This window comes from Dickeya oryzae, from assembly GCF_020406815.2.
Classification (GTDB): Bacteria; Pseudomonadota; Gammaproteobacteria; order Enterobacterales; family Enterobacteriaceae; genus Dickeya; species Dickeya oryzae.
In genome coordinates this window covers 4,597,740-4,622,956 of sequence record NZ_CP162670.1, presented here as the reverse complement: position 1 = coordinate 4,622,956, position 25,217 = coordinate 4,597,740, and the positions used below count along the sequence as shown (strand labels likewise).

The window sequence follows — 25,217 nt, the reverse complement described above, 5'->3', positions numbered from 1 at the left end:
ATCAGAGCCGCAGACATACGCCGACAGGGTATGGCGCTGTGTTCCTGATATACAGCAGCTGCGGCCAGGAGCCCGTCCGAATGGAGGGCTGTCGATATTGACCTCGCTGCATGTCAGGAGAGAGTTTATGCGTAATCCCGATTTTTCCCCGCTGTATCGCTCTGCTATTGGTTTTGACCGTCTGTTTAATCTGCTGGAAGCTGGCCAGAGCCAGGGGAATGGTGGATACCCTCCCTATAACGTTGAGCTGGTTGACGAAAACCTGTATCGCATTGCCATTGCCGTGGCGGGGTTTGCTGAAAGCGAACTGGAGATCACCGCGCACGACAACATGCTGATTGTTAAAGGATCGCATAGTGGTGACGCCACCCCGCGCAATTACCTCTATCAAGGCATTGCCGAGCGCAATTTTGAGCGCAAGTTCCAACTGGCCGAGCACATCCAGATTCGTGGTGCCAGCCTGGAGAATGGCTTGCTGTTTATTGAGTTACAGCGGGTGATTCCAGAAACGCTCAAACCTCGTCGTATCGAAATCAAATAACTTTCATGGCCGCTGGCGTGCCACGTCGCGGTGTTACGTGGATGACCGGGCGTGAGTGCTATCACCCCGAATCCTGATTTTTACTCGTCCGCCGAACGGGGACGATCCGGTCATCGGCCGGAAACCATTATCTCGCTTCACAGAAGGAGTTATGAGTATGCGTAATTACGATTTATCCCCCCTGCTGCGTCAGTGGATTGGCTTTGACAAGCTCGCCAGTTCTATGGGTAATCAGGACGCCGTGGAGTTCCCGCCGTATAATATCGAGAAAATCGACGATAACCATTATCGCATTACACTGGCGTTGGCCGGATTCCGCCAGTCTGAGCTGGATATTGAAGTGGAAGGCCAGCGTCTGACCGTGAAAGGCTCGCCGACATTGCCAGAGAAAAAAGTGCAGTATCTGCACCAAGGGCTGGTGTTCAAACCCTTCACGCTGAGTTTTACCCTGGCCGAGCACCTGCATGTGTCACAGGCCCAGTTCCAGCATGGGTTGCTGCATATTGATCTGATCCGCGAAGTGCCGCAGGCATTGCAACCGCAGCGTATCGCTATTGGCCGACCGGTCCCCGCACTCAATGAGAGTGCGCCTGACGATAAGGCTTAACATTCTGTTCCTTCTGTTACCGACCGCTCGCGGTGTGTCCGTGAGCGGTTTTTTAACATTTCGCGTCACGCTTCCCCCGCCTTCCTTCAAGGCTAGGCGTGGTTCGCTTTACGGTAGCTGAATAGTTTTCTTCATTTAAAAGATAAATAGTGAATAACCCTTTAGAGTTATTTTACTTCCCGAGCCAATCAGGCGAAATAAACCAATAAATAATCACGGTGAAAAAGAAATGCGGCGATAAATTGCCATTAACATTATCGTTAATGTCATGTTCAATAATTGTTATTTTATCCGATAATAGTAAATATTTATTTTTTTGAAATGGCGTTTTTATTCTTAAAAGTAAATTATTAAACCTATTTAGTAATTAAAATAACAATGGTTTATTCCGTTTTTAATAATACTATTTTCCTCGTTGATCACTTCACTTGATTTTGATGGGACGAGAAAAGCACCCTGTTCTTTATTGTTTTCTCGTCTTTTTTTTGCTGATGCTGTACCCGTTGTGTTTGTCAGGCCGCACCCGTCATGAACGTGGTGATGGCATGATGAAAAAACCGCTATCTGCATTTATTTGCGCTTTTGCATTTGTCTGGATTGTCAGATGGCGACATTAAGGGTGATGAAGAAATAAAATAACTCCTCCACTCATAACACGGGGCCTCCGGTAAACGTGGCTGATTTCGTTTTAATCTTGAGTGGTGTTAGTATGTCTGCAAATAACAGCAGGTTAGTGAAGCTTTTTATTATCCTTGGTATAGCCATTATATTTTGGTTTATTCCCGTCCCTGAAGGTGTGAATCCCCCGGCGTGGCATCTGTTGGCAATATTTGTTGCTACCGTTGTCGGTTTGATCCTTTCTCCCTATCCACTTGGCGCTATTGCCATTTTTAGTATCACCGCCGTGTCGGCGCTCGGACTCCTGCCGGTCAAGGAGGTGTTGGTTGGGTTTAGTGACCCGACTATCTGGATGATTGCCTGTGCATTTTTCATTTCGCGCAGCTTCATTAAGACGGGTTTCGGCCGTCGTATCGGCTTTCTGTTCATCAGTAAACTCGGTAACAGCAGCCTGGGGCTTGCGTACGGTCTGGTGTTCACCGACCTGCTGTTTTCCCCGGCGATGCCGTCAACCTCTGCCCGTTGCGGCGGTATTATCACCCCGCTGTTTCGTTCGATTGCTGAAGCCTACGGTTCGACGCCAGAGCAGGGGACGCAGCGTCGTATTGGTGCGTTTCTGGTACAGACCATTTTCCAGTGCAACACCATTACATCGGCGATGTTCATGACGTCAATGGCCGGTAACCCGCTTATCAGCAAACTGGCGACCCAGTTCGGTGTTCACCTGACCTGGACCGAATGGGCCACTGCCACGCTGGTACCGGGGCTGCTGTCGTTAATCGTCATTCCGCTGGTGCTCTACCGTTTCTACCCGCCGGAACTGAAGAAAACGCCGGAAATGCGCGAGCTGGCTAAAGTCCGCCTGCAGGAAATGGGGCCGATGAGCCGCAACGAGTGGGTTGTGCTGTGTGTGTTCCTGGGACTGGTGGTGTTCTGGGTGCTGGGTGCGACGCTGAATATCGATGCGACCCTGACCGCGCTGGGCGGCTTGAGCGTGCTGTTGCTGACCCGAGCGTTAAGCTGGGAAGACGTCACCGGTGAGAAAGAGGCCTGGCATACCGTGGTATGGTTCGCCGTCTTGATGATGCTGGCAACGCAGTTGAACAAGATGGGGTTGATAGCCTGGCTGGGCGGTATCGCCAGTCACGCGGTTGTCGGTATGCACTGGCTGCCAATGCTGGGGCTGTTGTTGCTGGTGTACTACTACAGCCATTATTTCATGGCCAGCGCGGTCGCACACATCAGCGCCATGTACGCCATTTTCGTGTCTATCGCTATTGCCGCCGGTGCGCCGCCGGTATTAACGGTGCTGGCGTTTGCCGCGTTCAGTAACCTGTTTATGGCGACCACGCATTATTCTGGCGGCCCGGCACCGATCATGTTCGGCTGTGGTTACCTGCCGTTGGGCACCTGGTGGAAAATCGGTTTTCTGGTTGGACTGGTGGTGATTCCTATCTGGTTAGGTATCGGCAGCCTGTGGTGGAAAGTCTTGGGTATGTGGTAACAAGCGTTAGGTATAGGGTAACCGGTTTTTGCCTGACGGTTTGTTCCATCCGCCGCCTGTTAAGGGCGGCGGTTTTGTTATCAGCACGGGCAGAAAGGGCCTGAACAGGTTAAGATAACGGGATCGATGATGCGAATTCCGGAGCGAGAAATGAGTAAAAAAAAGACACCGCTGAAATTGGGTACCTCGGTCATCCTGATGGTGTCGGCGGTGATCGGCTCTGTCTTGCTGGTGGTGTATGCACTGCTGTTTTTTCGCATTACCGAACTCACTGAAGCACATCTCAAAGATAAGGCTTTTGCGGTTGCCCGCACTGTCGCCAATTCGCCGATCGTGGTGGATGAACTCAAAGGCATCGGTGATCCGGCGCTGGTGCAGCGTTTTTCCGAGAATGTGAAAAGCCGCAACCATCTGTTGTTTGTGATTGTTACCGATATGGGTGGTATTCGTCATTCCCACCCGGAGCCGGAACAAATTGGTCGTCACTTTATCGGTGATGATCTCTATCCGGCGTTGCTGGGGCTGGAGAATACGGCGGTGAACCGTGGGGTACTGGACCCGGCACTGCGTGTGTTTACGCCGGTGTTTGACGAAAATAACCACCAGCTCGGTGTCGTGGCCGTTGGGATTTCACTGTCCAGCGTGCAGTCGGTCATCAACGAAAATCGCTGGATTATCCCCTGGACTATTCTGTTTGGTGCGCTGGTCGGTCTGCTGGGTACCTATTTCCTGGTGAAAACCCTTAAACGCATCATGCTGGGTTTTGAGCCGTTCGAAATTTCCAACCTGTTCGAGCAACGTAACGCGATGCTCAAACAACTCAAAGAAGGGGTGATTGCGGTCGATACCGACCTGCGTGTCACTATCATCAATGACGAAGCCAAACGGCTCTTCAGCCAGCACGGCTCCGGCGAAACGCTGGCTATTGGCAGTACTATTAGCCGCTGGCCGGCGCTGATGAACCTGGAAAAGGTGCTTGCCTCTGGCGCGCCGCGCCAGGATGAGGAAATCAATTTCAACGGCAATTTGCTGCTCATCAACACCGTACCGGTGGTGGTGAAGGGCGATATTATCGGTGCGATTGCGACCTTCCGCGATAAAACGGAAGTCAGCCAGTTGCTGCAACGTCTGACCGGGATGTCCTATTACGCTGATGCCTTGCGTGCCCAGTCACATGAATTCATGAACAAGCTGCATGTGATTCTCGGCATGTTGCATCTGAAATATTACCCGCAGTTGGAAGAATATATTTTAAAAACCGCCAATAATTATCAGGCAGAAATCGGTTCGATTATTCGAAAAGTAAAATCACCGGTGATTGCCGGGTTCCTGTTGGGTAAAATCAACCGGGCGCGGGATTTAGGCGTCACGCTATCCATCAGTGAAGATAGCCTGTTGCCGGATACCGACGATGCTCAGGCCACCAATGAATTGATTACCGTGCTGGGTAATCTGATCGAAAATGCGATGGACGCGTTATCTGGTCTGGATAATCGAGAAATTACCGTGACATTTCATCATCAGGATGGGCAGTTGCACTGCACGGTCAGCGATGATGGGCCGGGTATTGCGCCGGATATTCAGCAGCGCATTTATCAGGAAGGCTTTTCCACCAAAGGCTCCGGACGCGGTATCGGTTTGTATCTCACCCGACAGAGTCTTGAGAAAATCGGCGGGACTATCGATTTTGAATCCGAACCGGACGTTTACACCCAGTTTTTTGTGAATATCCCGTATCAAGCAAGGCAGTTTGACCATGATTAAGGCAATTTGACCATGATAAATGTACTGATCGTCGATGACGACGCCATGGTGGCGGAGTTGAATAAGTGTTATCTGAATCAGATTTCCGGGTTTAGCTGCTATGCGACAGTGCCGACATTGCAGCAAGCGCGAAATCTGCTGATGCAGCCGGACTGCGAGATTGATCTGGTGCTGCTGGATATCTATATGCAGCAGGATAATGGTCTGGATTTGCTGCCCACCATCCGTGAATTTAGTGAACACACGGATGTCATCATTATTTCGTCAGCCAGTGATGTCTATACCATCAAAAAAGCGCTGCACTATGGCGTGGTGGATTACCTGATCAAACCGTTCCAGTTTGCGCGTTTCGAGCAGGCGCTGACGGCTTACCGGGAAGAAGCCAATCTGCTCAAGCACCGTGAATTTGTCGCGCAATCAGATATCGATAACCTGATCCGTCGCACCAGCGGTACACCTGTGGTGGAACGCAAAAAATTACCGAAAGGGCTGACCAGCCTGACATTGCGCACCGTCTGTGAGTGGATTGAAGGTAATCAAGGAACGGAATTCTCCACCGAGATGTTAGCCAATGCCATCGGCATCTCGCGCGTATCCTGCCGTAAATATCTGATCTACCTGGCAGACACCGGTATTCTCGATACCAACATTCTCTACGGCTCCACCGGTCGCCCGGTTTATCTCTACCGACTGTTGCCGGAAAAGCAGGACGCCCTGCGCCAGTACTGCGAGTAACGCAATAACATTCAATAAAATCCAATAAAAAAGCCACGGACGACGTGGCTTTTTTATTGCCAGCGTTAAACCACCTCCTTAGGAGGTGGTGGTTGTTTGGATGTATAAAACGAAAAAGGCCACGAAATCCGTGGCCTTTTAGTATGGCAATCAGTGGAGGTGATTACACCAGCCAGCCCAACAGCAGGGTTGCTGCGATCACGGTAGAAGCACCGCCGATACGGGTGGCGATTTGTGCGAACGGCATCAGTGACATACGGTTGGAGGCCGACAGGATGGCGACGTCGCCGGTACCGCCCAGGCCACTGTGGCAACTGGTCACGATGGAGGCTTCAACCGGGTACATTTTCAGGTACGGTGCGATGAAGAAGCTAACCAGCGCCATTGAAAGCACCACCGAGCCACACACCACCACGTAACCGACGGAGAAGACCGCGACCACGCTTTCCAGCGGTACGTACAGCATACCGAGACCGATCATCAGCGGCCACACCAGTGAGCTGGACACGAATTTATAGAAGCTGTTGGCACCCGTTTCCATGCTGGAAGGGATAATACGACCGTATTTGCACAATACCGCGATCAGGATCATCAGTACCGGACCGGGAATGTGCAGCACTTTTTCAAACAACCCACCCACGATGAAGAAGGTACAGATCAGCAGCAGGCCGCCACCCATCAGGTGGAAATCCACCGTCTTCGGTGTGTCTTTTATGGCAAATAACGCGTTATCCGCCTCGTTGCGTACCAGATTGCCATTACCGTTCAGGTCGCTACGCAATACACCGATACGAGCCAGCACACCGGCGCAAATGATAGCGAAAATGTTGCCGACTACAGCGGCTGGGGCCAGTTGGGCGACATACACATCCGGCGCGTGACCAAGGATAGCGGAGTAGGCCAGTGACAGCGGCAGGATACCTTCACCGATACCGCCACCGATAATCGGCACGATGATGAAGAAGAAGGTGTGATAGAAGCTGTAGCCAAACAGTTTACCTACCAGCAAACCGGTAATGACGGCCGTAGCGGTACCCACCACCAGCGGAATGAACATGCGGATCATCCCCTGAATCAGGATAACGCGGTTCATACCCAGAATACTGCCGACAACCAGACTGGCGATGACAAAGTAAAGGAAATTGGCGTCTTTCATCAACAACTTGACGGTATCCAACGTGTTAGCGTTGAACAGATGAAAATACACCAGAACTGACGGCACCATCAGGCAGAGAATAGCCGGGCCGCCGATTTCTTTCAGAACAGGAATACGCTGGCCGATATACGCCAACAGGAAGCCCATGGTCATAATCACCGCGAATCCGCCGATCATATTCTTAGGCAAATAACTGGCATAAGACGCAATAAAAACAACAGCGGAAATGACCAGGAAGAGAATAAAAGGGACTGATCCGATGCGAGCTTTATTCAGGCTTTCCAGTAAGCCTGATGGTGCGGTGGTAGCGAGCGTGTTATCGCTCATGATTTCAGTTTCAATATTTTTCATTATATTCACCCTGTTGTAGCGGCATTAGGACAGAGATAAGCAGTTTGCTCTGCAATACGTGGAAAACTTAGTCAGGGCGCAAAGCACGTAGTCATGTGCTGCACCATCCAAGACGGATGCGATGTTATTTTTATAGTAATGTGGCAAGTAATCTAGCATGGAGAAATGTTAAAAATAATAGTTGTTCACTGCAAATATTAGGGAATTGTGAACCGCACAGCAATTCATTTTTAAGTAGCTTAATTAGCCATTTTGTAATTAAAATTAGTTTGTGAATATCGTGGGTGGGATATTTATATGGAAGGGTTGATTCAGTGTTATATAAAGTTAACACGCTAGCGACGGATGGAAAAATAATTTTTTAAAGTTATATAAATAAAGTATTCAACCCGCCTTTTCTCCAACCTCATGTGATATCTCTGCCTGACCTTGCCGCTATGTTGCTGTTGTTGTGTTGCTTATCGTTATGTCGCTTGTCGTTAATTGATGGTGTGAAGCGAATGGTGTGAAGCGAATAACGCCGGAGCTGAGTGCCTATCTCTCCATACTCCTCCTGTGTGGTAACAAACGGTATTCGACCTTGCTCACGATATCTCAGCGTTGGGGCATTCTACACTGCACGATGATCTACACTGTGTTAGGCAGGCGAAGTAAAGGACGCAATGGCATGACGTGGCGATCACCCGCCTCTACCACGTTCTGTCACCGTGTTCGGTGCTTTTGCCGCTGTGCTATAAAGTTTTTTTATAATGCGCAAATAGTTGGCTAACAATCGTCAGGGATGATAGGAATACATCACCATCGAGGGGTTTTGTCAGTATTTTCACCTGACTTTAACCTTTTTAACACGCTTTATTGTGCAGTAATTCACCATTCGAGAGGATTTTCCTATGAGTTATTGTGTGGTGATAATTATCGAATGATGGCTCTGATGTGGTTTTCTCTGTTGGATTTTTGTTATTTTGTGGGTTTTATCACCAACTCAGTGGCAAATTGAGCTAACTTTATACCTTGATGATTCCGTGGTTTCTGTTTGTAAATCCTAACAGGTTATATTGACGCGATTGTGATCTGTTGACACATTGTGGGCGTCACAAGGAGGAGAACAGCAGCAGAGGACCAGGAATCATTACGGTTGAATCGACAGGGCTGGTGGGGTTTTTCCTGCTTGTCCCGCACTGTTGTCTCTCCCTGTTTACTATTACATTGGTCTTTGGACACGCTCCTCAGGCTGAAATAGAAGAAAAGTACAGACCACCGCGATAAAAATCATCGCGATAACCTAAGTTGCGATAACCCTGTTGTAATCACAACAGTCGCGATGACAACAAACAGGTCTGGCTGACACACAACATCCACAATGGAGTTCATGTAATGGCTAAATCCCTGATGAAATCAAGGGTGCTGAAATTCGGCCTTGGTTTGCTGGCGCTGTCCGTTGCCGCCGGTGTACAGGCAAAAACCCTGGTATATTGCTCAGAAGGTTCTCCAGAAGGCTTTAACCCACAGCTGTTTACGTCTGGTACGACGTTTGATGCCAGCTCCATTCCTATCTATAACCGTCTGGTTGAGTTCAAGAACGGTACTACCGAAATCGAGCCGGGTCTGGCCGAAAAATGGGACATCAGCGCCGACGGTAAAACTTACACCTTCCACCTGCGTAAAGACGTGAAGTGGCAGGACAGCAAAGATTTCAAACCGAGCCGTACGTTCAACGCTGACGACGTGCTGTTCTCCTTCCAGCGTCAGCTGGATGCCAACCACCCGTACCACAAAGTCTCCGGCGGCAGCTACGAGTACTTTGAAGGCATGGGGATGAATGACCTGATCAGCAAAATCGAGAAAGTGGATGACTATACTGTCCGCTTCCAACTGACCCACGCTGAAGCACCGTTCCTGGCTGACCTGGCGATGGATTTTGCGTCCATTATGTCCGCTGAATACGGCGACAAGATGCTCAAAGCCGGTACGCCGGAGAAAATCGACCTGGATCCGATCGGTACCGGTCCGTTCCAGTTGGTGCAGTACCAGAAAGACTCCCGCATTCTCTACAAGCGTTTTGACAGCTTCTGGGGCACCAAACCGGGTATCGACCGTCTGGTATTCTCCATTACGCCGGATGCCTCCGTGCGTTACGCCAAGCTGCAGAAAGACGAATGTCAGGTGATGCCGTACCCGAACCCGGCCGACCTGGCCAGCATGAAGCAGGACAAGAACATTGAACTGCTGCAGAAACCGGGCCTGAACGTCGGTTACCTGTCGTTCAACGTTGAGAAAAAGCCGCTGGATAACGTGAAAGTACGTCAGGCGCTGACGTATGCGGTGAACAAGCAGGCTATCATCGAAGCGGTATACCAGGGCGCGGGCCAGGCAGCGAAAAACCTGATTCCGCCGACCATGTGGGGCTATAACGACGACGTTAAAGACTACGCGTACGATCCGGCTAAAGCCAAAGCGCTGCTGAAAGAAGCCGGTCTGGAAAACGGCTTTGAGATAGATCTGTGGGCGATGCCGGTACAGCGTCCGTACAACCCGAACGCTCGCCGTATGGCTGAGATGATTCAGGCTGACTGGGCGAAAGTCGGTGTGAAAGCCAAGATCGTTACCTACGAGTGGGGCGAGTACCTCAAACGCGCTAAAGCGGGCGAACACCAGACCGTGCTGATGGGCTGGACTGGCGACAACGGGGATCCGGATAACTTCCTGGCGACGCTGTTTAGCTGCGATGCGGCGAAGAAAGGCTCTAACTACTCCAAGTGGTGTTACAAGCCGTTCGAAGACCTGATCCAGCCAGCTCGCGCGGTGTCTGATCAGGCCAAACGTATCGAACTGTACAAACAGGCTCAGGTTGTGATGCACGATCAGGCTCCGGCACTGATTGTGGCGCACTCCACCGTGTTTGAACCGATCCGTAAAAACGTGAAAGGCTACGTTATTGAGCCGCGCGGCGTACACAGCTTCAACCACGTATCAATAGACTAATTATCTCATCACGTCACACTTATGGGCGATGGCAGCGCTGTCGCCCCTGTTGTTTTTGGAATGCGTGTTTCTGGAGACGCGTGTTTCTGTAGGGAAACGGCAGGGTGCGCTCAACGCCCGTTTTAACGCAGTGAGCAATGTCAGGCTCGATGGTGAGCACCATCGAGTCCTTTATCTCTATACGAGAAAGCACAGAGAGTTCGGGATATGTTGCAGTTCATACTCCGTCGTTTGGGGCTGGTTATCCCAACGTTTATCGGTATTACCCTACTGACTTTCGCTTTCGTGCACCTGATCCCCGGCGACCCGGTAATGATCATGGCAGGAGAGCGTGGTATTTCCCCGGAGCGTCACGCGCAGTTGATGGCGGAGCTTGGCCTGGACAAGCCGCTCTGGGAGCAATACGTCCACTATATCTACGGTGTGCTGCACGGTGATTTGGGCATGTCCCTGAAAAGCCGCATCCCGGTTTGGGATGAATTCGTGCCGCGTTTCAAAGCTACGCTGGAATTGGGCACCTGCGCGATGATTTTCGCGGTGATCGTCGGTATTCCGGTAGGGGTTCTGGCGGCGGTCAAACGCGGTTCCGTGTTCGACCATACGGCTGTCAGTATCGCGCTGACCGGTTATTCCATGCCGATCTTCTGGTGGGGCATGATGCTTATCATGCTGGTGTCGGTGCATTTCAACCTGACGCCGGTATCCGGCCGGGTAGGCGACACTGTGTTCCTGGATGATTCCCTGCCGCTGACCGGTTTTATGCTGATCGATACCTTGATTTGGGGTGCGGAAGGCGACTTCAAAGACGCGGTGATGCACATGGTGCTGCCAGCCGTTGTGCTCGGCACCATTCCGCTGGCGGTCATTGTGCGTATGACGCGTTCAGCGATGCTGGAAGTGCTGGGCGAGGATTATATCCGTACCGCTCGCGCCAAGGGGCTGAGCCGTCTGCGGGTCATCGTGGTACATGCGTTGCGTAACGCGATGCTGCCAGTGGTGACGGTGATTGGCTTACAGGTCGGCACCATGCTGGCCGGGGCCATCCTCACAGAAACCATTTTCTCCTGGCCGGGGTTAGGCCGCTGGTTGATAGACGCGTTGCAGCGTCGTGACTACCCGGTGGTGCAAGGCGGGGTATTGCTGGTTGCTACCATGATCATTTTGGTGAACCTGCTGGTGGATGTGCTCTACGGCGTGGTGAACCCGCGCATTCGGCATAAGAAATAAGGGAGACGCGGGATGACTCACGTTACCGAATCCGCAGCGACGGCTGCGCCGAAGCCCATGACCCCGTTGCAGGAGTTCTGGCACTACTTTAAACGTAACAAAGGGGCTGTTGTCGGCCTGGTGTATATCATCCTGATGCTGGTGATAGCGATTGGTGCCAGCGTACTGGCGCCGCACGCACCGGCTGAACAGTTCCGCGACGCGCTGCTTAAACCGCCGGTCTGGCAGGAAGGCGGCAGCTGGCAGTACATTCTGGGAACTGACGATGTGGGCCGCGACGTGCTGTCGCGCCTGATGTACGGCGCGCGTCTGTCGCTGCTGGTGGGTTGTCTGGTGGTGGTGATGTCGCTTGTCCTCGGCATCATTTTCGGGCTGCTCGCCGGTTACTTTGGCGGTACGGTTGATGCGGCCATCATGCGTTTGGTCGATATCATGCTGGCGCTGCCGAGTCTGTTGCTGGCACTGGTGCTGGTGGCGATTTTCGGCCCGTCTATCGTCAATGCCTCGCTGGCGCTGACCTTCGTATCGCTGCCGCACTATGTGCGTCTGACCCGTGCTGCTGTGTTGGTGGAAGTGCACCGCGATTACGTTACCGCCTCGCGTGTGGCGGGGGCCGGTCCGCTGCGTCAGATGTTCGTCAACATTTTCCCTAACTGCCTGGCACCGTTGATCGTGCAGGCATCAATGGGTTTTTCCAACGCCATTCTCGATATGGCTGCGCTTGGGTTCCTCGGCATGGGCGCACAGCCGCCTACGCCAGAGTGGGGCACCATGCTCTCCGACGTGCTGCAGTTTGCGCAGAGCGCCTGGTGGGTGGTGACGTTCCCCGGTCTGGCGATTCTGCTGACGGTATTGGCATTTAACCTGATGGGGGACGGCCTGCGTGATGCTCTCGACCCCAAACTCAAGCAGTAACATGCAGTGATAGAGGTAGAGAGATGGCGTTACTCAATGTAGAGAAACTGTCGGTGCATTTTGGCGATGAGGGGCTGCCGTTTCGTGCGGTAGACCGCATCAGCTATCAGGTGGAACAAGGACAGGTGGTCGGCATCGTCGGCGAGTCCGGTTCCGGCAAATCCGTCAGTTCACTGGCGATCATGGGGTTGATTGATTTCCCCGGTAAAGTGATGGCTGACCGGCTGGAGTTCAACCAGCGCGATTTGCAGACGCTCTCCGACAGGGAGCGGCGTCAACTGGTGGGCGCGGAAGTGGCGATGATCTTCCAGGACCCGATGACCAGCCTTAACCCGTGTTACACCGTGGGTTTCCAGATCATGGAAGCCATCAAGGTGCATCAGGGCGGCAACCGTAAAACTCGTCGTCAGCGGGCGATTGACCTGCTCAACCAGGTGGGTATTCCTGACCCGGAATCCCGGCTGGATGTCTATCCGCACCAGTTGTCGGGCGGGATGAGCCAGCGAGTGATGATTGCCATGGCGATTGCCTGTCGGCCGAAACTGCTGATCGCAGACGAACCGACAACCGCGCTGGATGTGACCATTCAGGCGCAGATCATCGAACTGCTGCTGGAGTTACAGCAGAAAGAGAACATGGCGCTGATCCTGATTACCCACGATCTGGCGTTGGTGGCGGAAGCGGCGCATCACATTATCGTGATGTACGCCGGGCAGGTGGTGGAATCCGGTAAAGCGGCGGATATTTTCCGCGCCCCGCGTCACCCCTATACCCAGGCGCTGCTGCGTGCGTTGCCGGAATTCGCGGCCGACAAATCTCGTCTGGCATCGCTGCCGGGCGTGGTACCGGGTAAGTATGACCGACCACAGGGCTGTCTGCTTAATCCGCGCTGTCCGTACGCCAGCGATCGTTGCCGTCAGGAAGAGCCTGAGATGCGGGATATCCCCGGTCGTCAGGTGAAATGTCACACACCGCTGGATGATGCGGGGAGGCCAACCGTATGAGCCAGACCATGAATGCTGCCGGGCAGCCGTACCTGCTCGAAGCGATTGATTTGAAAAAACACTACCCGGTGAAAAAAGGGCTGTTCGCGCCGGAGCGACTGGTGAAAGCGCTGGACGGTGTGTCCTTCACGCTGGAACGTGGCAAGACGCTGGCGGTGGTAGGCGAGTCTGGTTGCGGCAAGTCCACGCTGGGACGCCTGCTGACCATGATTGAAACGCCGTCGCATGGCGAGCTGTACTATCAGGGACAGGATTTGCTCAAGCCTGACCCGACGGCGCAAAAGCTGCGTCGGCAGAAAATCCAGATCGTGTTCCAGAACCCCTACGCGTCACTCAACCCGCGTAAAAAGGTCGGGCAGATCCTGGAAGAGCCGCTGGTGATCAACACCGAGCTCACCAAGGCGGAGCGCCGTGAAAAAGCACTGGCGATGATGGCGAAAGTGGGCCTGAAAACCGAGCATTACGACCGCTATCCACACATGTTTTCCGGCGGCCAGCGCCAGCGTATCGCTATCGCCCGCGGGTTGATGCTGGATCCGGACGTGGTGATTGCCGATGAACCGGTATCCGCACTGGATGTATCGGTGCGTGCGCAGGTGCTGAACCTGATGATGGATTTGCAGCAGGATCTGGGGCTGTCTTACGTGTTTATCTCGCACGACCTGTCGGTGGTGGAACACATTGCTGATGAAGTGATGGTGATGTATCTGGGCCGCTGCGTGGAGAAAGGCAGCAAAGACGCGATTTTCAACAATCCGCGTCACCCGTACACCCAGGCGCTGTTGTCTGCGACACCACGTCTCAATCCAGATGCTCGCCGTGAACGTATCAAACTGACTGGTGAGCTGCCAAGCCCGCTGAACCCGCCGCCGGGCTGCGCCTTCAATGCGCGCTGCCAGCACCGTTTCGGCACCTGCACCCAGTTGCAACCGCAACTGAAACCGCACGGTGAGCAACTGGTCGCCTGTTTCGCGGTGGAGCAGGAAGACAGTCAGGTTAGCTGACGTCTGTGGTGAGTAAAAACAGCCCCGACTAAAATCGGGGCTGTTTTACGATTGGCGAGCAGGCACGCTTTACTCCCTTAATTGCCGCCACTTGCTATCGATCTCCTGCTGAATGCTGGTAATCAGTGGTGCCGGGAGGCTGAAATGGCTGGCTTCCCGATGAAAGTTTCTGGCGATGTCATAGAGCTCATCCGCTATGTTGAGAACCTCTTTAGTCTTTGATAAACCAGCCTGCCCCGCCAGTTGCTCCATTGCGCTTAAGGTAATGCGTGAGCCATGACCATTAAACGCCGTCATATGCTCTCTCTGTGGCGAAGGGCTGTAGACCACATCGTAAAATGGGGAAAGTCGCCAGTGATCCTGATCGTCTGCCAGAAATGAAAAATTCTTAGCGTGATCGTCCTGGTTGACCAACAGGTAATTGAACAGAGCCCGACGCAGTAATTTTCTGGCTTCTTCCACGCCGCACAGTAGCCGTGTTGCTTTAACCAGATCGACATAATCCAGAGAGGGTGCACGAAAGTTTGCATCCAGTAAGCCACTGGCAGATGCCATGTGTAAGCGACCGGCGTCACCGATACAATCAAATCGGGACTGCTGTAACCAGTAACGTCCTTCACCGACAGGTAGCAACTCAAAGTCAGCGACATCAATACCGGCCTGTCTGGCTATTTTCATATAGAGATATTCGATCTGACTTTCAGCATGCTGGAGAGCGAATTTCTCTGAAGTGAGCTTGACCAGCAGCTTATCGCCCACGGTATCCTGGCGTGTGGTAAAGGTACCGTCAGGCTTTTTTGTCACGCTGAGCTTCGGTCTGGCACCACCAGATCCCCCTGCATTCATCAAGTGTTCAATCAGACTGGATTCCGTGCCTTCGAATTCGTCGATAGCGGCGTGGCCCAATTGGATCAACTCAATAACCTCTTCACCAACGCCATCAGAACGGGGCATCGCTGGTTCATAGCGTAACGCACCTGGACCACGGTGGCCGATGAAAGCGAGCCTTTCCAGAGCCGTCATTTGTGCGGGGCTATAACCCTGTTGGCGGAAAAAGCGGTCCATAAGATACAAGCCCCAGCTATCAGGCAGACTGTCAGCAAATATGCCGTGTAAACCATAGTGAGGTTGGCGTGGCGCAGCCTGAAGCTGACCAGTAAACTCCAGATTGAAAGGGCTGAGAGAGAAATTGTGGCGAGCGAGATAGTCTGTGTTGTACTGGAAATAGACACCCTGTCGGTTTTCCGCCAGTTGTCCAACACGTTCTTCCCGGCCATTGCTCAGGCGGCGTATGACTTCCAGAGGTACACTAAGCATTTTTAAGCACCTCTTCGATGCTGGTGGGGGCATGTACCTGGCTGGTGAGTGCGTTGAGGTCGCTTAGGTTACCCAGGACTTCGTACAACATCAGAAACTGTCTGAGAGAGATATTTCCTGTCGCTTCAAATTTGCGGATGGTGCTGTTGGGGACACCGGACTGCCGGGCTAGTGCATCAACAGAGAGCTTGCGATGTTTGCGCATTTCTTTCAGATGTTGTTTGAATTTCTGTTGAATATCGTAAGCCGTGTATAGCGATAGCATTCTGAGGCTCCAGATGGCTTTATTGCTATAATGGTAGCAATTAATGAGGAAAAATGATCTTTATTGCCACTAGAGTAGCATTTTTTATTTGGTTATACCTTCGTAATCCTCATGGCGACATGGTGGGGTTCCTGCACCCAGCGCGCTAACAATTGAATAGCCTCGTGTACCTCTTCATTCCAGCCGAAACCGGCGTTGAGCCGCAGGCAGTGGTCGTAGCGCTGGTCGGTGGCAAAGATGTGCCCCGGTGCGATACCGATCCCCTCTTGCCGGGCACGGGAAAACAGCTCGCGTGACGAGCAACAGCCTGGTGGCAGCGTAACCCAAATGGCGTAACCGCCTTGCGGCTGTGAAATTTGTGTGCCGACTGGGAAGTAATGCTGCACCGCCTGACGCAGTCGCCCGACCTGAGCTGCGAGTTCGCGGCGCAGTTTGCGCAAGTGAGCGTCATAACCGCCGTTGCGCAATAGTTCAGCCAATGCCACCTGTGGCGTCAGTGACGTGCCCATGGTGGAGGTAAATTTGAGGGCGGCGAGCTTATGACGCCAGCGTGAGCTGCTGATCCAGCCGATGCGGATGCCGGGGCCGACTGTTTTGGAAAAACCGTTGCAGAGCAGCACATTGGGGCTGAATGCACGTAATGGAAACGGCCGCTGCTCGCCAAAGGCGGTATCGGCAAAGGTATCGTCTTCAATCAGTGCGATATCATGGCGGTCCGCTGCTTCAGCGATGCGGCGCTTATAGCTATCTGGCAGGCTGGTGCCGAGCGGGTTGTTGATATTGGTCAGTGAGATGAACGCGCTGACCTGACGTTGACTGAACAGGGATTCCAGTTGCGCCACATCCACATGCCCGCTGGCGTCCTGCCCGATTTCCACTACCCGCAATTCCAGATTGCGCAACATCTGCAATAGCACGAAATAGCAGGGAGACTGTACCGCTACCGCGTCACCGCTGCGGGTGACCGCCCGCAATGACAACGACAGCGCTTCAATGCAGCCGTTGGTGATCAGGATATCGTCAGGATGCAGGTGGCAGCCGTAATCCAGCGCCCGGCGGGCAATTTCTTCTTTTAGCGGCAGGTAGCCGCTACCCTTGACGTCGTTACCCAGCATCATGGGATTGGTGTAGCTGGCCTGACGGATGAGTCTGCCCATTTTTTTCAGCGGATAGAGCGCGTTATCGCCATTCGCCAGGTCGAGTCGCACCCGGCATTCCGTACCTACCAGCGACAGATGTAATTCGGTTTGTTCATCGAGCACGGGCAGCGCGACGGGCTGTGGCGCACAGGTGATCGTATTGCGACCTGGGGCGACGACAAAAAAGCCGGATTTGGGGCGCACGAGGGCGAAATGTTCATCTTCCAGCGTTCGCAGGACTTTCATCGCGGTCGTGACGCTGATGCCATGTTGTTGCGCCAGTGACCGTACTGAGGGGAGCCGATGATGGATGGGCAACGTGCCGCTCTGGATAGCCTGAATAAAATGGTCGGCGATTTGACGGTAACGGGGCAGGTCTGGCATCGGGAAGTCCCTGGCGTCGACAGTGATGCCGACAGGTTACGTTGAAGCGTGGGTGACAGGCAAATTCCGTCGTGTGGCGCCTCTATCTGTTTGTCAGTCGGTGCTCTGTATTACCTGTCATTGCGTATAACTGTATCTGTCGGCTGTACCTGTTTGCCAGTAGCTTACTCACAGGTGTGACGTTTAAAGGCAGATAAAAATGACAATAAAGGATCGGTTGCTGGCATTGTGCGTGGTGGTGGTATGGGGTGTGAATTTTGTGGTGATGAAGATTGGCTTGCATGATATGCCGCCATTTTTGCTGGCCGGGTTGCGCTTTTTGCTGGTGGTGCTGCCAGCTATTTTAGTGGTGCCACGCCCGGCGTTGCCGCTACGCTGGCTGGCTGCTTATGGTATGACCATCAGTTTCGGGCAGTTCGCATTTCTGTTTTGCGCCATAAAAATGGGGATGCCGGTTGGCATGGCGTCATTAGTTCTCCAGTCGCAGGCGTTTTTTACCCTGATGCTGGGGGCATGGTGGCTGGGTGAGCGCCTGCAATGGAATCACTGGCTGGGGATTGTGGTGGCAGCACTGGGCATGGTGGTGTTGTCCGGGGGGCATGCCGCTAGTACCTCACTGACGGGTATGACACTGACCACGTTGATGCTGACGCTGGCCGCTGCGGCCTCCTGGGCCTGTGGCAATCTCTGTAACAAGCAAATTATGCGTCGTTATCAGGTCAACGCTATGTCGCTGGTGGTCTGGAGCGCGTTGATTCCGGTGGGGCCGTTTCTGTTGTGTTCCTGGGTATTCGACGGTGCGGACACCATCGTCGCAAGCCTGACCGCGATGCGCTTGCCGACGATGCTGGCGCTGATGTATCTGTCGTTTATTTCTACGCTGATTGGGTATGCCATCTGGGGCAATTTGTTGTCACGCTATGAGACCTGGCGGGTTGCGCCGTTGTCGTTGTTGGTGCCGGTCGTTGGCATACTGAGTGCGTCGCTCTTACTGGGGGAAAGTCTGTCCGGCAGGCAACTGTCAGGGGCGGCGTTGGTTATGCTGGGATTACTGGTCAATGTATTTGGCACACGGCTATGGCTGTTGCGATGGGTGCGACAGTCGTAACAAGGTGTCCTGCTGTATCACGGCGTTCACACCGCACGGTTGCGCAAGACACGTATTGATGGGGTGATTATTTAATTTATTTTAACAGTTTGATTAATATTTAATCGTGGATTTCGGGTGGAGATTAGACTATCTTCTCGCAGTACATTTATTATACCGCCTTGAAGGAGTAGTTTCCGCTGTAATTAGCGTGAATTTAACTATCAAGTCAGTGAACGTTTAGCCGATAGATTATGTTGCTTCAAACACGTTAGAGAGCGAAAAGTTTACTTATAGAATAGTTATTTATTTTTCTTGGGTAATTTACCTTCATCACAAATCTCGGTATAAGACTAATCTTAAAAGAGCGTTTTTTGCGCTGTTGTTCCGCGCTATTTAGCCGTCATCCTTTTCCAGGGAAATGTCAGTTAGATGAATAGTTACGATGATATGCAACGCTTTAAGGATAAAGCCCAGATAAAAGATATTAATTTCAGGGACATGTCCGGACAGGTATTGCAATCTGACACTGTCGTCTGGCCGATCATGAAACAACTGTTGCGCAATCAGGCGGATGACGATTCGCTGTCTGGTGCGCAAGCGGTGGGTGTGGCACAACCTGTGCCCGCGAACCTGCACGCCTTGTCTGCGACCGTGCCGACATCGCCTCGTCGCGTGGCGCCTCCTTCTCCTCTGGTTACTGATACGCCAGTGGATGATTCACGTTCGCTGCTGAGTGCTGTTGCTGCGTCATTGCCGCCTGCCGGGGTAGCGCCTGCGCCACACGTACAACCACTGCCACCAATACCACCACAGCCTCAACCACAACAACCGCAACCGGTGGTCACCGGGAGCAACGCGGTGTTGCAACCCGAAGCGGTACGGCCTCGTCCGTTATCACCGGCACCTATGCTGTCGGTTCCTGTCACGGACGATGCGTCAATGGCTACCGATACCGGGCGATTCCGCCAGTTATTCAACGTTCAACGTCATGATGAAACCCATTCGGGTTCCAAGACGATGTTATTAAAACCCTTGTTGGAGAAAATTGCGTTATGCCGTTAGTTTGTGTCTGTTCTCCGAAAGGTGGCGTCGGTAAAACCACCATGGCGGCTAATCTGGCATATGCGCTGGCCCGTGGGGGTAGCAAAGTGCTGGCGATCGACTTCGATGTGCAGAATGCGTTGCGTCTGCATTTTGGCGTGCCGCTTGGCGACGAACGTGGTTATGTCGCGAAATCCGATGAAACGGCGGACTGGAGCCAGTCTATTATGACCTCGGGCGATAACATTTTTGTGCTGCCTTACGGCAATGTCACCGAAGAGCAGCGACTGGCATTTGAGCACCGTCTGGCGAGCGACCCACTGTTTCTTAAACGTGGCCTCAGTTCGGTGATGAATTATCCGGGGCTGGTAATCGTGGCGGATTTTCCGCCGGGACCAAGCCCGGCCCTGAAGGCCATGACGGAACTGGCCGACCTGCATTTGGTGGTGATGATGGCGGATACGGCCTCTTTGTCGCTGATGCCACATGTTGAAGGCAACAAGCTGACAGGGCAGCCTCTCAACCACCGTAAAGGCTCTTACCTGCTGCTCAATCAGACGGATAACCGTCGTGCGGTCAGCAGTCAGGTCACCTCGTTTGTTCAGCAACGCATGGCGGACAAACTGATAGGCAGTGTGCACCGCGATGAAAGCGTGGCGGAAGCCAATGCTTCACAACGCTCTATTTTTGATTTCAGCCCGGTGTCTGCCGCTGCATTTGATATCGAACTGATTGGAAAGCGCGTTGCTGCGCTGCTGGATATTCGAATTGGCAATGGAGAAGTTCACGCCGATCTGCCAGCCTATCAGGCTGTAATGAACCACTAGTCGCCGGTTCCGGCTATATTTGTGAAGAAATTGATATTCTCCGGCTGGTTTTCCCGGCACAAGGTGTGTGCGCGCAAATATTTTCCATCAATTAAATATCAGGATAATCGATGAAAAAGATCCTGTTTTTAGCCGTGCTGTTGCTATTGTTACCGGTTGCGGCGGTGATTGTTATCACCCCAATGGATAGTGAAAAACAATATATTTTTGGTTTGATTAGTCTGGCATTGATGTTGTTGCTGGGTTTCAATAAAAGTCGGCAGGTGACGCTGATACTGATTATTTTGTCGGTACTCTCTTCGACGCGCTATATATATTGGCGAGCAACAGCAACCCTGCATTTCAATTCTGAAATTGAAGCCATTCTCGGTATTGGGCTGTTTATTGCCGAGTTCTATGTCTGGATTGTGTTGTTATTAGGCTTTCTGCAGACTGCCTGGCCGCTGGAGCGCGTCATTGAGCCGATGCCGGAGGACACGCAATTGTGGCCGACGGTGGATGTGTATATTCCTACCTATAACGAAAGCCTGGATGTGGTGCGTGATACGGTACTGGCGGCGCAGTGCATCGATTATCCGCGCGAGAAAATGAAAATTTATCTGCTGGATGACGGTAAACGCAGTGAGTTCGCTGTGTTCGCCTCGCAGGCTGGCATCGGTTATATCACCCGCGATAACAACTCGCACGCCAAGGCCGGTAACCTTAACCATGCGCTCAAGCTGACCCAGGGTGAGCTGATTTGCGTATTTGACTGTGACCATGTCGCCAAGCGTATCTTCCTGCAGGCTACGGTGGGCCCCTTCCTGTCAGACCCGAAACTGGCTCTGTTGCAGACGCCGCACTACTTTTATTCGCCGGACCCGTTCGAACGTAACCTGCGCGCAGCGCGGGATATGCCAAACGAAGGCGCACTGTTTTACGGGCCGGTGCAGCAAGGCAACGACCTCTGGAACGCTGCTTTTTTCTGCGGTTCCTGTGCGGTGATTCGTCGCTCGGCGTTGATGGAGATCGGTGGTTTTGCGGTGGAAACCGTAACGGAAGACGCGCATACCGCCATCAAGATGCAGCGTAAAGGCTGGAAGTCCGCGTTTTTGTCAATTCCGCTGGCAGCGGGACTGGCGACGGAACGACTGGTACTGCATGTGATTCAGCGTACCCGCTGGGCGCGCGGGATGACGCAGATTTTCCGGGTCGATAACCCGTTATTCGGGCGCGGACTGACCTTGCCGCAACGGTTGTGTTACCTCAACGCCATGCTGCATTTCCAGTTTGGTTTGCCGCGTGTGGTGTTCCTGACTGCGCCGCTGGCTTATCTGCTGTTTAATCTCAATATTATTCATGCCTCAGCGGCCATGATCTTCGCCTATGCGCTGCCACATCTGGTGGTATCGATGTACGTCAACTCGCGTATGAACGGGCGTTTTCGCTATAGCTTCTGGGGTGAAATTTATGAAACGGTGATGGCGTTCCATCTGGTTATCCCGACTATCGTTACCCTGTTTTCACCGACGCGCGGCAAGTTCAACGTAACTGATAAAGGCGGTTTGTTGGACGAAGGTTTTTTTGATTTCCGCATTGTGCGTCCGCATATCGTTGCGGCGGTGTTGCTGGTGGCAGGTGTGTGTGCCGGTATTACCCGTATCGTGGCGCATGACTATTTTAACGTTGACCCTTATGTGATGTTGCTGAACGTCGGGTGGGCGCTGTTTAGCTTACTGACCCTGCTGGCGGCGATAGCCGTAGCCCGGGAAACCAAGCAGGTGCGCAAGACCATCCGTATCGATGTGGATGTGCCCGCTATCATCCATTACGCCAGCGGTATTGCTTCACGTACCACGACCATCAATCTGTCGATGGGCGGGGTACAGCTTAAAGCGCCGGATCAGCGCCATAAAACCGATGAAATTGAAGCGGTGGAGTTGTTGCTGCAATCCAGCGAAATCTGTCTGCCAGCGCAGTCGGTGGCGGCAGATGACGACATTATTCGCCTGCAATTTGACGATATTCCACTGGCCCAGCGTCGGGCGCTGGTGCGCGTGGTGTTGTCTCGTGCGGATGCCTGGATGAGCCAGCCCTGGCAGAAAGATCGTCCTTTGCGTTCTCTGTGGGCGGTAGTGTGCACTGTTTGCGCGTTCTTCTGGATGAGTGTGAGAGGCCGTAGCAGAAAAGCCGACCTGAAGAAGGAGGACGTTGCAGCATGATAACGCCACGTTTTATCAAAGCGCTGTTGCCTTTGTGTGTCGGCAGTGTGCTGGCGCTGTGTGTTCATGGTGTGCTGGCTGCCGGTGATGCTGCCGATGAGCCATTGCCCTCGATGCTGAGCCCCGGTGGCAATAGTCCGCAGCCGACGACGGCCGAGCCGACGCCTGTGACGACAGTTGCGCCAACACCGGCACAGGCACCTTTACCTGATATGCCGCCGGTAACCTCACCGACGGTATCGCCAGCGTCATCACCATTATCATCGACAGCACCGGTTACACCGGCGGCACCGTCCCCAGTCGTACCAGAAACGACGTCGCCGCTGACAACGCCTTCGATGCTGTTGCCGACCCCAGTGGGCGATCCGGCGGCAGGTTATCAGCCATTGTCCAGTGATGTCTCCGTCGCGCAGATGGGGCAAGCGCAGGGCATTACCCTGGCCGGGGGACAGGTGCAGGCCGGGGTGATTTTTACCCTGCCTGGCGATCAGGTTGTGACTAACGCACGGTTGGATTTGGCGTTGCGGGTGTCGCCGGAACTGGCGGCGCTGAATACGTCGATGCAACTGATGTTAAACGGCCAGCCGCTGGGCACCGTGCCATTGAGTGCGGCGACGGGCGACAGCACGTTGTTTCAGTTGGATATTCCTGCCGCGATGGTGGTGTCCAGCAACAACCTGAGTTTTCGCATCAACGATGCCGATCGCCTGCTGTGTGAGCGCGATAGCGCGACCCGTTACAACCTGACCATTTTGCCGACGACGATGCTGCATCTGGAAGGTCAGCAACTGGATATCGGTACCCGGCTGGAGAATTTCCCGCGCCCGTTTATCGACCCGTTGCAGATGACGCCTGCAACCGTGACGATGGTGTTCCCGACCACGGTGAACCCTTCAGAGGTGAGTGCCGCCTCGCTGGTGGCCTCCTGGCTGGGGATGCGGATGGACGGCTACGGCGTGACGTTCCCGGTAATACGTGATGCGCTGCCTGAGAAAAGCGGCATCGTGTTCGGCCGCCCGGGAGATAAGGTCGGCACGCTGACGTTGCCTGAGGTGGCAGACCCTACCTTGCAACTGATTGATAACCCAGTGAACCCGGTTTACAAGCTGCTGCTGGTGGTTGGTAAGGATGACGAGCAATTACGACAGGCGGCCTACCGTCTGGTTAGCCAGCCATTCACCGGTGATGCCTCAAGCCTGTCGGTCACACCGCAGAAGATACCGTTTCGTCGTGCCTACGACGCACCGCGCTGGATTAATACCGACCGACCGGTACGGTTGAGTGAATTGTTGCGCAACGATCAAAGTATGACGGTCAATGGGTTGTGGCATGAGGCTCTGCGTATTAATTTTCGTGCCGCACCGGACTTGTTCTTGTGGGATGGCGATACCGTTCCAGTCACCGTTAATTACCGTTTCCCGTCAGAATCCTGGATTGACGAGCAACGCTCGTACCTGAATGTGATGCTCAACGGTACCTTCTTGCGCAATCTGACGGTGAATAAGATTGGTGTACTGCAAGAGCTATGGCGTGAGATGGGGGGAGACTCCCGTCAGGAGAACTATACGCTTAAAGTGGATCCGTATTTGATTTACGGATACAACCAGTTCCAGCTCTATTTCAATATTCGGGCAAAGGATGACGCGCCGTGCAGTGTGTTGCTCAACAACAATATCAAGAGCCAGATTGCCGACAGTTCGTCTATCGATCTGAGTCGCACGCGCCATTTCACCATGTTGCCGAACCTCTCCTACTTCGTGGGGGTGGCATTCCCGTTTAGCCGTCAGGCGGATTATGCCCAGACCGTGATGCTGCTGCCGGAAAACCCGAGCAATGCTGAAATTGGTTTGCTGCTGGACCTGGCGGGTCGTGCCGGTGATGCCACCGGGGTAAGCCTCAATCATAACCGTGTGATGTTTGGCCTGCCGACCAATGCCGCTGATCGCCAGAAGCTGGAAAACAGTGACGTGCTGACCGTGACCACCTTGCAGCAGACCGCGTTTAACCAAACCTTGCTGTCCGATTCACCGTACACCGTGAACCCTCACACCTTTGGCGTTAAGACGCCGAGTACGTGGGCCCATTTGCGTACGTTGATGACCGGTGACTGGGAGCGCACGCCGATCGATGCTGACCGTTATTTTTCGTCTAATCAGGCCTGGCGTGGTTTTCTGAGTTACCGTTCACCGTGGAGCTCCAGTCATGTGGTGGTGGTCGCGACCGGTAGCAGCGATGAACAGCTATTGCGCTTATATGGCGACCTGAACTCACCCAACATTAACGCCGCGGTGCGGGGCGATACTGCCATCATTACCGATGAGAACGGCGTGCGCAGTTTTCGGGTAGGGCCGCAGTTCCCCAGCGGTGAAATGCCCTGGTACATGATGATCGTCTGGTACGCCAATCAGCACTCGGTGTATCTGGCGGTGATGGCGTTGCTGTTGGCAGCGGCGGTAGGGCTGGGCCTGACATCGGTTCTCCGGCGTCTGGCGGAAAAAAGGCTGTCGACCCGACGTGATGCGGGAACGGATAAAAAATAAGCGAG

The 25,217-nt window shown here is 53.3% G+C and carries 19 protein-coding genes; 15 read left to right on the top strand and 4 right to left on the bottom strand.

Going from position 1 to position 25,217, the window contains the following annotated elements; genetic code table 11:
• Positions 1-127: 127 nt before the first annotated feature.
• The 5 genes from ibpA to dcuR all read left to right on the top strand — a co-directional run bounded on the left by ibpA (position 128) and on the right by dcuR (position 5,769).
• The gene (ibpA, locus tag LF929_RS20370) at positions 128-541 is read left to right on the top strand and encodes a small heat shock chaperone IbpA (RefSeq protein WP_016942752.1); all 414 of its coding nucleotides are present in this window, start codon (positions 128-130) and stop codon (positions 539-541) included.
• Between the two features lie 157 nt (positions 542-698).
• A complete protein-coding gene (gene ibpB, locus LF929_RS20365; RefSeq protein WP_210173963.1) occupies positions 699-1,148 on the top strand; it encodes a small heat shock chaperone IbpB in 450 nt (149 codons plus the stop codon).
• Positions 1,149-1,857: 709 nt separating this feature from the next.
• Positions 1,858-3,270 carry an anion permease gene (locus LF929_RS20360; protein WP_038906048.1) on the top strand — a complete coding sequence of 471 codons (1,413 nt, stop codon included), beginning with the start codon at positions 1,858-1,860 and terminating at the stop codon, positions 3,268-3,270.
• A gap of 150 nt (positions 3,271-3,420) precedes the next feature.
• Positions 3,421-5,034 carry a sensor histidine kinase gene (locus LF929_RS20355; RefSeq protein ID WP_016942755.1) on the top strand — a complete coding sequence of 538 codons (1,614 nt, stop codon included), beginning with the start codon at positions 3,421-3,423 and terminating at the stop codon, positions 5,032-5,034.
• 12 nt (positions 5,035-5,046) lie between these two features.
• Positions 5,047-5,769 carry a two-component system response regulator DcuR gene (gene dcuR / locus LF929_RS20350; protein ID WP_016942756.1) on the top strand — a complete coding sequence of 241 codons (723 nt, stop codon included), beginning with the start codon at positions 5,047-5,049 and terminating at the stop codon, positions 5,767-5,769.
• A gap of 163 nt (positions 5,770-5,932) precedes the next feature.
• On the opposite strand, the gene LF929_RS20345 is transcribed toward dcuR, so the two are convergent.
• A complete protein-coding gene (locus LF929_RS20345) occupies positions 5,933-7,252 on the bottom strand; it encodes a 2-hydroxycarboxylate transporter family protein (protein ID WP_282577514.1) in 1,320 nt (439 codons plus the stop codon).
• Positions 7,253-8,650: 1,398 nt separating this feature from the next.
• Here LF929_RS20345 and dppA point away from each other — a divergent pair.
• The 5 genes from dppA to dppF all read left to right on the top strand — a co-directional run bounded on the left by dppA (position 8,651) and on the right by dppF (position 14,408).
• Complete coding sequence (gene dppA, locus LF929_RS20340; protein ID WP_038906047.1) at positions 8,651-10,258, top strand: dipeptide ABC transporter periplasmic-binding protein DppA; 1,608 nt, start codon at positions 8,651-8,653, stop codon at positions 10,256-10,258.
• 207 nt (positions 10,259-10,465) lie between these two features.
• The gene (gene dppB / locus LF929_RS20335) at positions 10,466-11,485 is read left to right on the top strand and encodes a dipeptide ABC transporter permease DppB (protein ID WP_012886663.1); all 1,020 of its coding nucleotides are present in this window, start codon (positions 10,466-10,468) and stop codon (positions 11,483-11,485) included.
• Positions 11,486-11,497: 12 nt separating this feature from the next.
• Positions 11,498-12,400 carry a dipeptide ABC transporter permease DppC gene (gene dppC / locus LF929_RS20330; RefSeq protein ID WP_038906046.1) on the top strand — a complete coding sequence of 301 codons (903 nt, stop codon included), beginning with the start codon at positions 11,498-11,500 and terminating at the stop codon, positions 12,398-12,400.
• Between the two features lie 23 nt (positions 12,401-12,423).
• Complete coding sequence (dppD, locus tag LF929_RS20325; protein ID WP_038906045.1) at positions 12,424-13,404, top strand: dipeptide ABC transporter ATP-binding protein; 981 nt, start codon at positions 12,424-12,426, stop codon at positions 13,402-13,404.
• Positions 13,401-14,408 (top strand): dipeptide ABC transporter ATP-binding subunit DppF, encoded by a 1,008-nt coding sequence (gene dppF, locus LF929_RS20320; RefSeq protein WP_038906044.1) that lies wholly within the window; start codon positions 13,401-13,403, stop codon positions 14,406-14,408. The genes dppD and dppF overlap by 4 nt, the downstream gene beginning before the upstream one ends.
• 69 nt (positions 14,409-14,477) lie before the next feature.
• On the opposite strand, the gene LF929_RS20315 is transcribed toward dppF, so the two are convergent.
• From LF929_RS20315 to LF929_RS20305, 3 genes are all read right to left on the bottom strand, one after another.
• A complete protein-coding gene (locus tag LF929_RS20315) occupies positions 14,478-15,725 on the bottom strand; it encodes a type II toxin-antitoxin system HipA family toxin (protein ID WP_210173964.1) in 1,248 nt (415 codons plus the stop codon).
• The gene (locus LF929_RS20310; protein ID WP_210173965.1) at positions 15,718-15,990 is read right to left on the bottom strand and encodes a helix-turn-helix domain-containing protein; all 273 of its coding nucleotides are present in this window, start codon (positions 15,988-15,990) and stop codon (positions 15,718-15,720) included. The genes LF929_RS20315 and LF929_RS20310 overlap by 8 nt, the downstream gene beginning before the upstream one ends.
• Positions 15,991-16,082: 92 nt before the next feature.
• Positions 16,083-17,513 carry a PLP-dependent aminotransferase family protein gene (locus LF929_RS20305; protein ID WP_226092866.1) on the bottom strand — a complete coding sequence of 477 codons (1,431 nt, stop codon included), beginning with the start codon at positions 17,511-17,513 and terminating at the stop codon, positions 16,083-16,085.
• Positions 17,514-17,712: 199 nt separating this feature from the next.
• Here LF929_RS20305 and LF929_RS20300 point away from each other — a divergent pair, with 199 nt between their 5' ends.
• The 5 genes from LF929_RS20300 to bcsB all read left to right on the top strand — a co-directional run bounded on the left by LF929_RS20300 (position 17,713) and on the right by bcsB (position 25,212).
• Positions 17,713-18,621 (top strand): EamA family transporter, encoded by a 909-nt coding sequence (locus LF929_RS20300; RefSeq protein WP_226092867.1) that lies wholly within the window; start codon positions 17,713-17,715, stop codon positions 18,619-18,621.
• 411 nt (positions 18,622-19,032) lie between these two features.
• Positions 19,033-19,665 carry a cellulose biosynthesis protein BcsO gene (bcsO, locus tag LF929_RS20295; protein ID WP_038909334.1) on the top strand — a complete coding sequence of 211 codons (633 nt, stop codon included), beginning with the start codon at positions 19,033-19,035 and terminating at the stop codon, positions 19,663-19,665.
• Positions 19,656-20,471, top strand: coding sequence for a cellulose biosynthesis protein BcsQ (gene bcsQ / locus LF929_RS20290; protein WP_038909333.1), 816 nt, complete (start codon positions 19,656-19,658; stop codon positions 20,469-20,471). The genes bcsO and bcsQ overlap by 10 nt, the downstream gene beginning before the upstream one ends.
• Before the next feature lie 110 nt (positions 20,472-20,581).
• Positions 20,582-22,672: a UDP-forming cellulose synthase catalytic subunit gene (gene bcsA / locus LF929_RS20285; protein ID WP_050570713.1), complete on the top strand. Its 2,091-nt coding sequence runs from the start codon at positions 20,582-20,584 to the stop codon at positions 22,670-22,672.
• Entirely contained in the window at positions 22,669-25,212 is a 2,544-nt protein-coding gene (gene bcsB, locus LF929_RS20280) for a cellulose biosynthesis cyclic di-GMP-binding regulatory protein BcsB (RefSeq protein WP_226092868.1), read from the top strand. The genes bcsA and bcsB overlap by 4 nt, the downstream gene beginning before the upstream one ends.
• Positions 25,213-25,217: the final 5 nt, after the last annotated feature.